This is a genomic window from Streptomyces sp. NPDC057253, from assembly GCF_042669125.1.
Classification (GTDB): domain Bacteria; phylum Actinomycetota; class Actinomycetes; order Streptomycetales; family Streptomycetaceae; genus Streptomyces.
This window is the reverse complement of sequence record NZ_JBHUXV010000001.1, coordinates 39,078-51,380: the sequence shown is the minus strand read 5'-3', so window position 1 is coordinate 51,380 and position 12,303 is coordinate 39,078. Positions and strand designations below refer to the sequence as shown.

Annotated in this window: 11 protein-coding genes; 6 read left to right on the top strand and 5 right to left on the bottom strand. The window is 72.8% G+C overall.

The genetic code is table 11. The features are described from left to right. The first annotated feature begins 70 nt into the window (after nucleotides 1-70). A complete protein-coding gene (locus tag ACFULQ_RS00235) occupies nucleotides 71-1,219 on the top strand; it encodes a Gfo/Idh/MocA family protein (RefSeq protein ID WP_383536009.1) in 1,149 nt (382 codons plus the stop codon). A 15-nt stretch (nucleotides 1,220-1,234) separates the two neighbouring features. On the opposite strand, the gene ACFULQ_RS00230 is transcribed toward ACFULQ_RS00235, so the two are convergent. Continuing rightward, entirely contained in the window at nucleotides 1,235-2,254 is a 1,020-nt protein-coding gene (locus ACFULQ_RS00230) for a LacI family DNA-binding transcriptional regulator (RefSeq protein ID WP_383536007.1), read from the bottom strand. 107 nt (nucleotides 2,255-2,361) lie between these two features. Here ACFULQ_RS00230 and ACFULQ_RS00225 point away from each other — a divergent pair, with 107 nt between their 5' ends. Genes ACFULQ_RS00225 through ACFULQ_RS00205 form a run of 5 tightly spaced genes read left to right on the top strand, consistent with a single transcriptional unit; the run spans nucleotide 2,362 to nucleotide 7,851 of the window. Then, a complete protein-coding gene (locus ACFULQ_RS00225; protein WP_383536005.1) occupies nucleotides 2,362-3,528 on the top strand; it encodes a phytanoyl-CoA dioxygenase family protein in 1,167 nt (388 codons plus the stop codon). 45 nt (nucleotides 3,529-3,573) lie between these two features. Continuing rightward, complete coding sequence (locus ACFULQ_RS00220) at nucleotides 3,574-4,350, top strand: SDR family oxidoreductase (protein ID WP_383536003.1); 777 nt, start codon at nucleotides 3,574-3,576, stop codon at nucleotides 4,348-4,350. Nucleotides 4,351-4,385: 35 nt separating this feature from the next. After that, entirely contained in the window at nucleotides 4,386-5,390 is a 1,005-nt protein-coding gene (locus ACFULQ_RS00215; RefSeq protein WP_383536001.1) for a Gfo/Idh/MocA family oxidoreductase, read from the top strand. Beyond that, entirely contained in the window at nucleotides 5,285-6,853 is a 1,569-nt protein-coding gene (locus tag ACFULQ_RS00210) for a flavin monoamine oxidase family protein (RefSeq protein ID WP_383535999.1), read from the top strand. The genes ACFULQ_RS00215 and ACFULQ_RS00210 overlap by 106 nt, the downstream gene beginning before the upstream one ends. Beyond that, nucleotides 6,850-7,851, top strand: coding sequence for a Gfo/Idh/MocA family protein (locus ACFULQ_RS00205; RefSeq protein WP_383535997.1), 1,002 nt, complete (start codon nucleotides 6,850-6,852; stop codon nucleotides 7,849-7,851). The genes ACFULQ_RS00210 and ACFULQ_RS00205 overlap by 4 nt, the downstream gene beginning before the upstream one ends. 165 nt (nucleotides 7,852-8,016) lie before the next feature. On the opposite strand, the gene ACFULQ_RS00200 is transcribed toward ACFULQ_RS00205, so the two are convergent. From ACFULQ_RS00200 to ACFULQ_RS00185, 4 genes are all read right to left on the bottom strand, one after another. Continuing rightward, nucleotides 8,017-9,315: a hypothetical protein gene (locus tag ACFULQ_RS00200; RefSeq protein ID WP_383535995.1), complete on the bottom strand. Its 1,299-nt coding sequence runs from the start codon at nucleotides 9,313-9,315 to the stop codon at nucleotides 8,017-8,019. Between the two features lie 131 nt (nucleotides 9,316-9,446). Next, nucleotides 9,447-10,466: a Gfo/Idh/MocA family protein gene (locus ACFULQ_RS00195; RefSeq protein ID WP_383535993.1), complete on the bottom strand. Its 1,020-nt coding sequence runs from the start codon at nucleotides 10,464-10,466 to the stop codon at nucleotides 9,447-9,449. Nucleotides 10,467-10,477: 11 nt separating this feature from the next. Further along, nucleotides 10,478-11,380 carry a sugar phosphate isomerase/epimerase family protein gene (locus ACFULQ_RS00190; protein WP_383535991.1) on the bottom strand — a complete coding sequence of 301 codons (903 nt, stop codon included), beginning with the start codon at nucleotides 11,378-11,380 and terminating at the stop codon, nucleotides 10,478-10,480. Between the two features lies 1 nt (nucleotide 11,381). Continuing rightward, nucleotides 11,382-12,302 (bottom strand): ATP-binding cassette domain-containing protein, encoded by a 921-nt coding sequence (locus tag ACFULQ_RS00185; RefSeq protein WP_383535989.1) that lies wholly within the window; start codon nucleotides 12,300-12,302, stop codon nucleotides 11,382-11,384. Nucleotide 12,303: the final 1 nt, after the last annotated feature.

The window sequence follows — 12,303 nt, the reverse complement described above, 5'->3', positions numbered from 1 at the left end:
GCGAATTCGGCACCCAAGGTGACCAGGACAAGCAATGGAACGGTCCAAACGGCTCACGGAGGGGCTCCCCATGGTCGATACGCTCGGTGTCGCCGTCGTCGGATTCGGCTGGATGGGACGGGTGCACTCCCAGGCCTACGCCCGGGTGCGGCACCACTACCCCCGGCTCGCCCTGGTTCCGGAGCTGGTGGCCGTCGCCGAGGAGGTGCCGGGCCGGGCCGAGGAGGCCGCCGCGCAGTTCGGGTTCGCCTCGACGACCCGGGACTGGCGCGAGGTCGCCGCGGACCCGCGCGTCCAGGCGGTGAGCGTCACGGCGCCCAACTTCCTGCACCGCGAGATCGGTGTCGCGATGGCCGAGGCCGGCAAGCACCTGTGGATCGAGAAGCCGGTGGGCCTGACCGTCGAGGACGCCCGCGCGGTGGCCGACGCGGTGGCCAAGGCCGGGGTGCGCAGCGCGGTCGGCTTCAACTACCGCAACGCGCCCGCCGTGGAGGCCGCCCGCGACCTGATCGCCGCGGGCGAGCTCGGCACCGTCACCCATGTCCGCATCCGGCTGTTCAGCGACTACGCGGCCCACCCCCAGGGCGCCCTGACCTGGCGCTACGAGCGTGAGCGCGGCGGCAGCGGGGTGCTCGGGGACCTCGCCTCGCACGGCGCCGACCTGGCCCGCTTCCTGCTCGGCGACATCGCGTCCCTCACCGCCGACACCGCGATCTTCCTGCCGGAGCGCGCCCGTCCCACCGGCGCCACCGCCGGGCACACCCTCGCCACCGGGGAGCTCGGCCCGGTCGAGAACGAGGACTACGTCAACTGCCTGCTGCGGTTCGCCTCCGGCGCCCGGGGTGTCCTGGAGGCCTGCCGGATCTCGGTCGGCGAGCAGAACAACTACGGCTTCGAGGTGCACGGCACCAAGGGCGCGGTGTTCTGGGACTTCCGCCGCATGGGCGAGCTGGGTGTCAGCCGCGGCACCAGCTACCAGGACCAGGCGGTCAGCACGGTGTACGTCGGGCCGGGCGACGGCGAGTTCGGCGCCTTCCAGCCGGGCGCGGCCAACGCCATGGGCTACGACGACCTCAAGGTGGTGGAGGCGTACCGCTTCCTGCGTTCGGTCGCCGAGGGCACCTCGTACGGGGCCACGCTGGCGGACGCCGTGCACAGCGCGGCCGTACTGGACGCGATGGCGCGGTCCGCGCAGAGCGGGTCGTGGGTGGAGCTGTAGGCGTCCCGGTCCTGATCAGTACGGCATGTTGTAGGGCGTGACCACCTGGATCGCGGACGGCGTCGTCGGGCCCGCCGGTGGCAGCGCCCCGTGCGCGCGCATCACGATGTGGCAGGCCTCCCGCATGTCCTGGCGCAGGTCGTGGTGGAGCACGGCGGACAGGCGGTGTTCGCGCAGCAGACGGTCGTTGTCGTGGTCCAGGTCGTGGGCGACGAACACCGCGCACTCCCGGCCCAGGTCCTCGAAGGCCTTCAGGGTGGCGATGTTGCCGCCGCCGATCGAGTAGACCGCGCGGATGTCCGGGTCGCGCTCCAGGGCCGCCCGGACCAGCTCGTACTGGGTGGCGTCCAGGCCCTGGCCCTCGGCGATCTCGACCACCGCGCGGTCGGGGTGCCGGGCCCGCATCGCGCTGCGGAAGCCCATCTCGCGCTCCTCCTCGTTGCGGAAGAAGCCGCTGCTCAGGCTGGCGAGGACATTGCCGGGCCGGTCGCCGAGCCACTGGCCCGTCAGATACGCGGCCGTCGCCCCGGCGGCCCGGTTGTCGATGCCGACATAGGCGAGCCGGGCCGTGGAGGGCAGGTCGGTGACCAGGGTGACCACGGGGATCCCGGCCTCCGCGAGCCGGCCGACGGCGGCCGCGACCTCGGGGACGTCCGGCGCCTTCAGGATCACGCCCTGGGAGCCGCGCCGGGCTATCCGGTCGAGGATCCTGGTCAGTTCCGTCACCGGGCCCGTCTCGCGGAAGTGGAAACGGGAGCGCAGGACGGCGGGGTGCAGCGCGGGCAGCTCGGCCTCCAGGGCGGCGCGGACGGCCGTGGAGAAGCGCTCCGGCGTCTGCATCACGATGTCGACCATGAAGGTCCGGCCGACCAGGCGGACCTGGGTGCGCTGCCGGTCCAGGTCGGTGATCGCCTGATGGACCTCGCGGGCGGTGTTCTCCCTGACCCCGCCCCTGCCGTTCAGGACCCGGTCGACGGTGGCCTCGCTGAGCCCCGCCTGACGTGCGATTTCCCGAATGGGGAACGGGTGTCCCACCTGCCTGCTCCTTGAGGGGTTTTTGATGGCTGCCTGCCGGTTGTTCGACGGCTTTGTCATGACAAGAATGACAGCGCTGAGTCGCCCCTGTCACCGAGAGGACGCAGATGTCCTTCACCGCCGTACACCGCCGCGCCTGGCTGTCCGAGCAGGACTGCGACCTCGACTCCTTCCGCGCGCTCGTCGAACGGACCGCCGACCCCGCCGACTACCCGCACGCCTCCGCCGTGGAGCGCAACGTCCTGCTGTACGACGCCGCGCGCGTCCTCGGCGCGAAGGACCGCCGGGAGGTGCAGGAGGAGCTGGTACGGGCCCTGACCGACGGGCCCGGGGTCGTGGTCTTCCAGGGGGCGTTCCCCGATCACGGGGTCGTCGACCGGTTCACCCAGGTGTTCGACTCGCTGATCCGCGAGCAGTACGCGGCGGGCGCGACCGCCGGTGACCACTTCGCGAAGCCCGGCGCCAACGAGCGGGTGTGGAACGCGCTGGAGAAGGCGGCCCTGTACGACCCCGCGGCCTTCGCCGACTACTACGCCAACCCCGTCCTCGCCCTGGTGTCCGAGGCCTGGCTCGGTCCCGGCTACCAGGTCACCTCGCAGGTCAACGTGGTCAACCCGGGCGGTCTCGCGCAGACCGCGCACCGCGACTACCACCTCGGTTTCCTCTCCGACGAGGTCGCGGCCGCCTATCCGGCGCATGTGCACCGCCTCTCCCCCGTGCTCACGCTCCAGGGCGCGGTGGCGCACTGCGACATGCCGGTGGAGTCGGGGCCGACCCTCTACCTGCCGTTCTCGCAGGCGTACGAGCCCGGGTACCTGGCGTGGCGGCGGCCGGAGTTCCAGGCGTACTTCAAGGAGCACCACGTCCAGCTGCCGCTCGCCAAGGGCGACGCGGCCTTCTTCAACCCGGCGCTGTTCCACGCGGCCGGGACCAACCGCACCACGGACGTGCGGCGCATGGCCAACCTGCTCCAGGTCTCCTCGGCCTTCGGGCGGGCCATGGAGACCGTGGACCGGGAGGCGGTGTCCAACGCCGTCTACCCCGCGCTCCTGCGGAGGAAGGCCGAGGGCGCCTCCGCGGAGTGGCTCGACAACGTGATCGCCGCGAGCGCCGAGGGCTACCCCTTCCCGACCAACCTCGACAGCGACCCGCCCGTCGACGGACTGGCCCCGCCCTCCCAGGCGGACCTCGTCCGGCGGGCGCTCGCCGAGGGGTGGAACGCGCGGGTGCTCAGGGACGAACTGCGGGCGGGCGCCGACCGGCGCACGAGCTGAGCAACGGCCGTATCGGCGCACGACCTGAAAGGGACTGGCACATTCATGGGACTTCTCGACGACAAGGTCGTCCTCGTCAACGGCGGCAGCCAGGGCGTCGGTGCCGCGATCGCCCGGGCCGCCGTCCGCGAGGGGGCGGTCGTGGCGGTCAGCGGGCGCCGGCCGGAGCCCGGTGAGGCGCTGGTCGCGGAGCTGGAGGCGGCCGGCGGCAAGGCGCTGTTCGTGCGCGCCGACCTCGCCGACGCCGAGCAGGCGAGGTCCTCGGTGACCCGGGTCGTCGAGGCGTACGGCCGGGTCGACTGCCTGGTGAACTCGGCCGGGCTCACCTCCCGTGGCACGCTCCTCGACACCACGCCCGAGCTGTTCGACCAGCACATCGCGATCAACCTGAAGGCGCCGTTCTTCGCGATGCAGACGGCGGTCGCGGACATGGTCGGACGGGGGGCGCCCGGCACGGTCGTCAACATCATCACGTCCTCGGCGCACGGCGGCCAGCCCTTCCTCGCGCCCTACGTCGCCGCGAAGGCCGGCCTGATCGGCCTGACCCGCAACGCGGCGCACGCCCACCGGTGGGACCGGGTCCGGATCAACGGCCTGAACATCGGCTGGACGGCGACCGAGGGCGAGGACGCCACCCAGAAGACCTTCCACGGCGCCGGCGACGACTGGCGCGAGGAGGCCGCGGCCCGGCTCCCCATGGGCAAGCTCGGCCAGCCCGACGAGATCGCCGACTTCGTGGTCCTCCTGCTGTCCGACCGGTCGGGCGTGGTGACCGGATCGGTGATCGACTGGGACCAGAACGTCCTGGGCGGCCTCGACTAGCACCCCCGTACCAACCCTCAAGGAGCTGCACCCCCATGCGTATCGGAATCCTCGGCCTCGGCCGCATCGGCGCCTTCCACGCCGAGACCCTCTCCGGACTCGACGCGGTCGAGTCCCTCGTCCTCACGGACCCCTTCGCCGAGGCCGCCAAGTCCGCCGCGGAGCGCTTCGGCGGCGAGGTGGTGGACTCCCCGGAGGCCCTGCTGGCCGCCGGCGTGGACGGCATCGTGGTCGCGGCGGCGACCGACGCCCACCCCGGGCTGATCCTGGCCGGTGTCGAGGCCGGCATCCCCGTCTTCTGCGAGAAGCCCGTCGCCAAGCACATGAGCGAGGGCGTCGAGGTTCTCAAGGCCGTCGCGGGCAGCGAGGTGCCGATCCAGATCGGCTACAACCGCCGCTTCGACACCGGCTTCGTCAACGCGCGTGCCGCCGTGCAGAGCGGTGAGCTGGGCAAGCTGCACACCGTGCGCTCGACCACCCTGGACCCCGCCCCGCCGCCGGCCGCGTATGTCGCCGCCTCCGGGGGCATCTTCCGGGACTGCTCGGTGCACGACTTCGACATCATCCGCTGGGTGACCGGCCGCGAGGTCGTCGAGGTGTACGCCGTCGGCGGCAACCGGGGCGCCGAGTACATCAAGGAGGCGGGCGACGCCGACACCACCGGCGCGATCCTCACCCTGGACGACGGCACCATCGCGGTGGTCTCCAACTCCCGCCACAACGCCCGGGGTTACGACGTCCGCATGGAGATCCACGGCTTCCAGGACTCCATCGCGGTCGGCCTGGAGGACAAGCTGCCGCTGCGCTCGGTCGAGCCCGGGGTGACCTTCCCGGCGGGCACCCCGCACGACTTCTTCATGGACCGCTTCACGGCCGCCTACCGCGCCGAACTCACCGCGTTCACCGAGGTCGTGGCCGGCACCCGGCCCTCGCCGTGCACCATCGCGGACGCCCTGGAGGCGGGCTGGATCGCCGAGGCGTGCACCCTGTCCCTGCACGAGCACCGCCCGGTGACCCTCGCCGAGGTCCGCTCCGCCTGACCCCACCGCCGGGTCCCGGGCACCCCGGCCCGGGACCATGCAGCGTGAACACTCCGCCCGCGACGCCCGTTCACGGTCACGTGATCTCTCCGTACGACCATGAGAGCCTTCCACGTCCGACCGACCGAGGAGTCACGACCATGCAGGAGTTACACGCCAGCGCGGGCCCCCGGACCGTGGCCGTCGTCGGCGCCGGACCGAGCGGCCTGGCCGTCGCCCGCGAACTGGAGCGGGCCGGGCACCGGGTGACCGTCCTGGAGGAGCGGGAGGCGGTGGCCGGCAAGTGCCGGAGCGTGCACGTGGACGGCCGCGCCTACGACCTCGGGGGCCACATCTGCACCCACCGGTACGAACGGATCGCCGAGTTGCTGACGGAACTGGACGTGGAGACGGAGCGCACCAGCCGCTACCGCGTCCTGGACGCGAGCGGCCGTGCCGTCCGGCAGTTGATGGGGTTCCTGCGCGACGGCTCCCTCCGGCGTTACCGGGCCCTGCGGGAGCGGGAGTTTCCGCGCATCGCCGAGCCCGGCCTCGCCCACTCCGCGCGAGCCCTCGCCGCTCCCGTCGGCCGCTGGATCGCCGACCACGACCTGCAGTCCATGGCCGAGTCCTTCGGCACCGGGTGGACGGCCGCCGGCTACGGACACCTCGACGACGACGTGCCCGCGCTGTACTTCGTCAAGTACGCGGAGATGACCGGCCTGTTGGACCCCGGCCCCGAACTCCTCGGGCACGCGGGCGACTTCACGGTCGTGGGCGGGTTCGCCACACTGTGGCGCCGGGTCGCGGAGGAACTGAAGGACGTGCGGTGCGGGGTGCGCGTGACGTCGGTCGAGCGGCGGGCGGACGGGGTGCGGGTGCACACCGACTCGGGGCCGGTCGAGGCGGACGACGTGGTGCTCGCGGTCACGCCGGACCGGATCCTGCCGGCCCTGGACGCCGGCGACGAGGAACGCGAGCTCGCCGCCACGATCCGCTCCCACGCCTACCACACCACCCTCGCCACCGCGTCCGGCCTGCCCGAGGACGCCTTCTACTTCCTCGCCGCCCACACCGCGAGCCGCACCACGGCCGGCCACTGTGTGTCGTACCACCACCGCTACCCGGGCAGCGAGCTGCGGACCTTCTACTCCTACGGCCGCCCCGAGGACGTCACCGCACTGCTGCGGGAGGACGTCGAGGCGCTCGGCGGGCACCTCGGCGAGGTGCGCCTCCAGCACACCTGGGCGTTCATGCCGCACTTCGGCGGCGACGACCTCAGGGACGGCGCGCTGGACCGCCTCGACGCGCTCCAGGGCCGGAACCGCACCTACTGGGTCGGCGGGCTGCCCGCCTTCGAGCTCGTCGAGTGCGCGGTGGCCCACGCCCAGGACCTCGCGCGCCGCCACTTCCCGCCCGTCCAGGGCACACTGGCCCGGCGGGACCATGATCCCGCCACCATCGAGGAGGAACCGCGGACATGAGTGAACCGCTGCGCATCGGCGTGCTGGGAGCCGCGCGGATCAGTGAGTCGTCGCTGATCGGCCCGGCCCGGGCGACCGGTCACCGGGTCGTCGCGGTGGCCGCGCGCGACCGGTCCCGCGCCGAGGCCTACGCGGCCGAGCACGGTGTGGAGCGGGTGGCGGGGTCGTACGCCGAGCTGATCGCGGACCCCGAGGTGGAGGTCGTCTACAACCCGCTCGCCAACGGGCTGCACGGGCCCTGGAACCTCGCCGCCCTCGCGGCCGGCAAGCACGTCCTGACCGAGAAGCCGTCGGCGAGCAACGCCGAGGAGGCGGCGGAGGTGCGGGAGGCGGCCGCGAAGGCCGGGACCGTCTTCATGGAGGCCTTCCACTACCTCTTCCACCCGGTCACCCGGCGCCTGCACGAGATCCTCGCGAGCGGGGAGATCGGCGAGCTGCGGCACGTCGAGGCTCTGGTGGCGATCCCGGCGCCGCCCGACACCGACCCGCGCTGGTCGCTGCCGCTGGCCGGCGGCGCGGTGATGGACCTCGGCTGCTACAGCCTGCACGCGCTGCGCATGCTGGCCCCCTGGGCGGGCGGCGCGCCCCGGCTGGTCTCCGCGCGGGGCGGGGAGCGGGCGCAGGCGCCCGGGGTCGACGAGTGGCTGGACGCCGACCTGGCCTTTCCCGGCGGGGCGACCGGGTCGGCGCGCTGCCACATGGCGTACGACCGGCTGGAGATGAGCTGCCGGATCACCGGCTCGCGGGGCGAGGTCCTCGCGCCGAACTTCGTGCTGCCGCACCTCGACGACCGGGTCGTGGTGCGCACGGCGGACGGTGAGCGCACCGAGCGGCTCGGCACCCGGTCGTCGTACACCTACCAGCTGGAGGCGTTCGCGGACCGGGTGCGCGGGGGTGCGGCGCTGCCGCTGGACGCGGACGACGCGGTGGCGACGATGACTCTCGTCGACGCCGCGTACCGGGCGGCCGGGTTCGAGGCACGACCGCGCACGGCCTAGGGCGCGTGCGCGGGCCGGGTGGTGCCGGGTACGCACGGCCTAGGGCGCATGCGCGATCCGGGTGATGCCGGGTACGCACGGCCTAGGGCGCTGCGCGGGCCGCGTGGTGCCGGGTACGCACGGCCTAGGGCGCGTGCGCGGGCCGGGTGGTGCCGGGTGCCTGCCCTAGGTGTCGCGCAGCGCGGCCAGTTCGCGCCTGGTGGTCGACTCCTTGTCGGTCTGGCCGAGTTCAGCGAGGACGTCGGCGAGGCAGTCCAGTGCCGAGGTCAACTCGCCCGTGCCGTGCGGCTTTCGGGCCTCGGCCACCGCCGCCACGGCGCAGACGCGGGCCTCGGCCGGGTCGCCGGTGGCGGTGTGACAGCGGGCGAGGTCGACCAGGAGCCGTACCCGCAGGGGCAGCACGGTCTCGGGGACGGTCCACGCGAGGGGTCCGCGCAGCGCCTCCCTGGCCTCGGGGCCGACGCCCAGCGCGTCCTGGTGCCGCCCCGACGCCCGCAGCACGCCGACCAGTTCGGCGAGCACCTGGGGCCGCACCAGTTCGACGTGCGCCAACTCCCGCAGCGACATGGCGGCGAGGAGCGCGGCGCACTCCTCGTACACGGCGACGGACTCCTCGTGGCGACCGACCGCGGCGAGCAGCATCCCGTAGGTGCGCAGCGCACCCGGCAAACTGCCGAGCGCCCGGTCCCTGCGGTCGGGCGTGGACAGCCGCCGGTAGGCCGCCACACTGGCCCGGGCGACCGGCACGGCATCCTCGCCCCGCCCCAGCCCGGCAAGCGCCTGCGCCCGCAGATCCCCGAGAAAGGCACCCACCACCACCGACGCCTTGTCGGCCCCGAGCACCGCGTCATCGTCACCGATGTCCGCCCGCGCACCGGGCACACCAGCCGCGCCATCCGCACCCCGCCCGGCGTGCCCAGCGGGCACCTCACCCACGGGCCCACCCGCCTGCACGGCGGGCACCTCATCCCCGGCGCCTCCCGCCTGCACGGCGGCCATGCCGTCCACGACCCTGCCCGCCTGCGCAGCGGCCCCGGCATCCCCGGCCCCAGCCGTCGGCCCAGCGGTCGCCTCAGCGTCGGCCCCGGGCGCCTGCCCACCGGCCACCTCACCCCCGGGTCCACCCAACTGCCCAGCAGCCACCTCAGCCCCGCCATGCCCCGCCCACACACCAGCCGCCTCCTCCACGGCCCCGTACGCCTCCTCGAAGCGGCCGGACAGGAGCAGGGCGTGGGCGCGTAGGGACAGGGCTCGGGTCAGGCCCTCCATGTCGGTTGTCGCGCGGTAGGTCGCGACCGCCTCCTCGGCCCAGGCCAGCCGACGGGCGGGCGACGGTGGTGGGAGACCGACCAAGGACGGCGCGGCGCAGGACGACAGCGCCGCGCCGAGCAGCGGGCCGCCCTTCTCCGGCGCCCATCTGGCCGCCGCGCGCGGCAACGGCAGCAGTATCCTTACGAGTCCCATGCGCACCCCCTCGCCGCCCCGCCGAGGACAGCCGCGCCATGGTGGCACAGGGGGTCACGAAGAGGGCGGGATTCGAGGGGTACGTAGCGAGCACGGGGGAACTTCGCCGAACTCCCCTGTACGACGGCCGTTCAGCCGTACAGCGCGGGCCGCTCCACGAGCTCCACGGTCACCCGGCCGCCGTCGTCCAGCGAGCGCACGCCGGCCTCGCACACCGCGGCCGCCGCGTAACCGTCCCACACGCTGGGCCCGGTGACCTCGCCCCGGCGGGTGGCGTCGACCCAGGCCTGGACCTCGCGGTCGTAGGCGTCGGCGAAGCGTTCGACGAAGTCCTGGGCGATGGTGCCACCCCACCGGCCGGCCATGTTGGTGACCATGGCGTGGCCGTCCCCGATGCGGGCGGTGCCGCGTTCGCAGACCACCTCGGCCTGGACCTGGTAGCCGAAGCCGCAGTTGACGAAGATCTCGACGTCGCTCAGGGCACCGCCGTCGGTCTCGAAGACCACGAACTGCGGGTCCTGGAGGCCCTCCGGGGCGCTCGCCGAAGGCGTCGGGCGCAGCACCGTCACCGCCGTGATCTCGTGCCCCAGCAACCACCGCGTCACGTCCGTCTCGTGCGCCACGGAGTCGCTGATCAGCATGGAGCTGGTGAAGAAGGGCGGGCTTGCGGCGTTGCGGTGCCGGTTGTGCACCATGAGCGGCCGCCCCAACTGCCCGGTCTCCAGCAGGGACTTGAGCTTCACGTACTCGGCGTCGAAGCGCCGCATGAAGCCCACCTGGACGCGCCGCCGACCAAGCCTTCGCTCGGCCTCCAGGACACGCAGCGCGGAGGCCGCGTCGGGGGTGAGCGGCTTCTCGCAGAGCACCGGCAGATCGTGCTCCAGTGCCAGGAGCAGCCCCGCCTCGTGGGCGGGCCCGGACGAGGCGATGAGGACGGCGTCCACGTCGGCCGCCGCCATCGCGGCCGCCGGGTCGGTGTAGGCGGTGCAGCCCTCCACCCGGGCGGCGACCTGCTTGGCGCGGTCCGCGTCGAGGTCCACGACGGCGCTCACCCGGGCGCCACTGACGGCCTCGTGGATCCGGCGGACATGGTCGGCGCCCATCTTGCCGGTGCCGATGACGGCGACACCGAGGGTGCCTCGCTCGGTCATGGTCATCCCTCTCAGGCGCCGCAGGACCTCAGGAACTGCCGGGTGCGCACGGCGATCGGCAGCGGCTTGTCCGGCTCGCACGGGTACATGTCCTGCTCGACGATCGCGAACAGCTCCACTCCGAGCTTCTGCGCCGCGACCAGCACCGGCTCCAACTCCGGTACGCCGGACGGCGGTTCGCACATCACCCCGCGCTGCACGGCCGGGCCGAACGGGACCTCGTGCCGCACGACGTCCGCGAGGATCTCCGGGTCGACCTGCTTGAGGTGCAGATAGCCGATGCGTTCGCCGTAGGTCTCGATGAGCTTGACGCTGTCGCCGCCGCAGTAGGCGTAATGCCCGGTGTCCAGGCAGAGGTTGACGAGTTCGGAGTCCGTCGAGTCGAGGAAGTGCTCGACGTGGTCCTCGGTGTCGAGGTGGGTGTCGGCGTGCGGATGGACGACGAGGTCGAGTCCGTACACCTCCTTCACCTCGTGGCCGAGGCGTTCCATGCCCTTGGTGAGGTGGGCCCACTGCTCGTGGGTCAGCTCGGGCGGCTCCAGTATCTCGGCGGTCCTGTCGTCCCGCCAGAAGGACGGGATGACGACGAGGTGCCTCGCTCCCACGGCCTGGGTGAGCGCGGCGACCTGGCTGACGTGCGCCCAGGTCGCCTCCCAGACCGAGGGTCCGCGGTGCAGTCCGGTGAAGACGGTGCCGGCCGAGACCTGGAGGTCGCGGCGGGCGATCTCGTCGGTCAGCCGGGCCGGGTCGGTCGGCAGATAGCCGTACGGCCCCAGCTCGATCCAGGAGTAGCCGGCCTCGGCGACCTCGTCCAGGAAGCGTTCCCACGGCACCTGCGCCGGGTCGTCGGGGAACCAGACGCCCCAGGAGTCCGGGGCCGAGCCGATGCGGATACGGTCGAGCGGGGCCGCCATCTCAGGACTTCCCCTCGCCGCCGGCCGCCACGGTGAGGTCTCCCTCTTCCGGGAGGGCTTCGGTGTCGACGCCTCGGACCTGGGACAACTCGTGCTTGAGCGCGGCGAGTTCGGCACCGCCCGCCATGTGGTTGGTGAGTTCCTCCAGGCTGATCTGGTCCCGGGAGGCGGACAGCTCCATGGTGCCCAGGCGCAGCACGCTGAAGTGGTCGCCGACCATGTAGGCGTGGTGGGGGTTGTGGGTGATGAAGATGACGCCCAGTCCGCGGTCGCGGGCGGCGGCCACGTACTTGAGGACGACACCGGACTGCTTGACGCCGAGGGCGGCGGTGGGCTCGTCGAGGATGAGCACCCGGGCGCCGAAGTAGACGGCACGGGCGATCGCGACGCACTGGCGCTGGCCGCCGGAGAGGGTGCCGATGGGCTGCTCGAGGTCGTCGAGGACGATGCCCATGTTCCGCAGTTCCTCGTCGGCGGTCTTCTTCATCCTGTCGATGTCGAGGCGGCGCAGCGGCCAGGGGCCCTTGGTCATCTCGGAGCCGAGGAAGAAGTTGCGCCACACCGGCATCAGCGGGACGACCGCGAGGTCCTGGTAGACGGTGGCGATGCCCTTGTCGAGGGCCTCGCGCGGGGTGGTGAAGCGTACCGGGACGCCGTCGACGAGGAACTCGCCCTCGGTGTGCTGGTGCAGCCCCGAGATGATCTTGATGAGGGTGGACTTGCCGGCGCCGTTGTCACCGAGCACACAGGTGACCTGGCTGGGCCGCACCTGGAGGCTCACGCCGTGCAGGGCACGGATGTTGCCGTAGGACTTGCCCGCGTTGCGCAGCTCGACGATCACACCGTCGCCGCCGGGGCCGGTCTCGGGGGTGTCGGCCAGGATGGCGCCGTGGGTGCCCGCTTCTTCGTTGCTGTTGGTCATG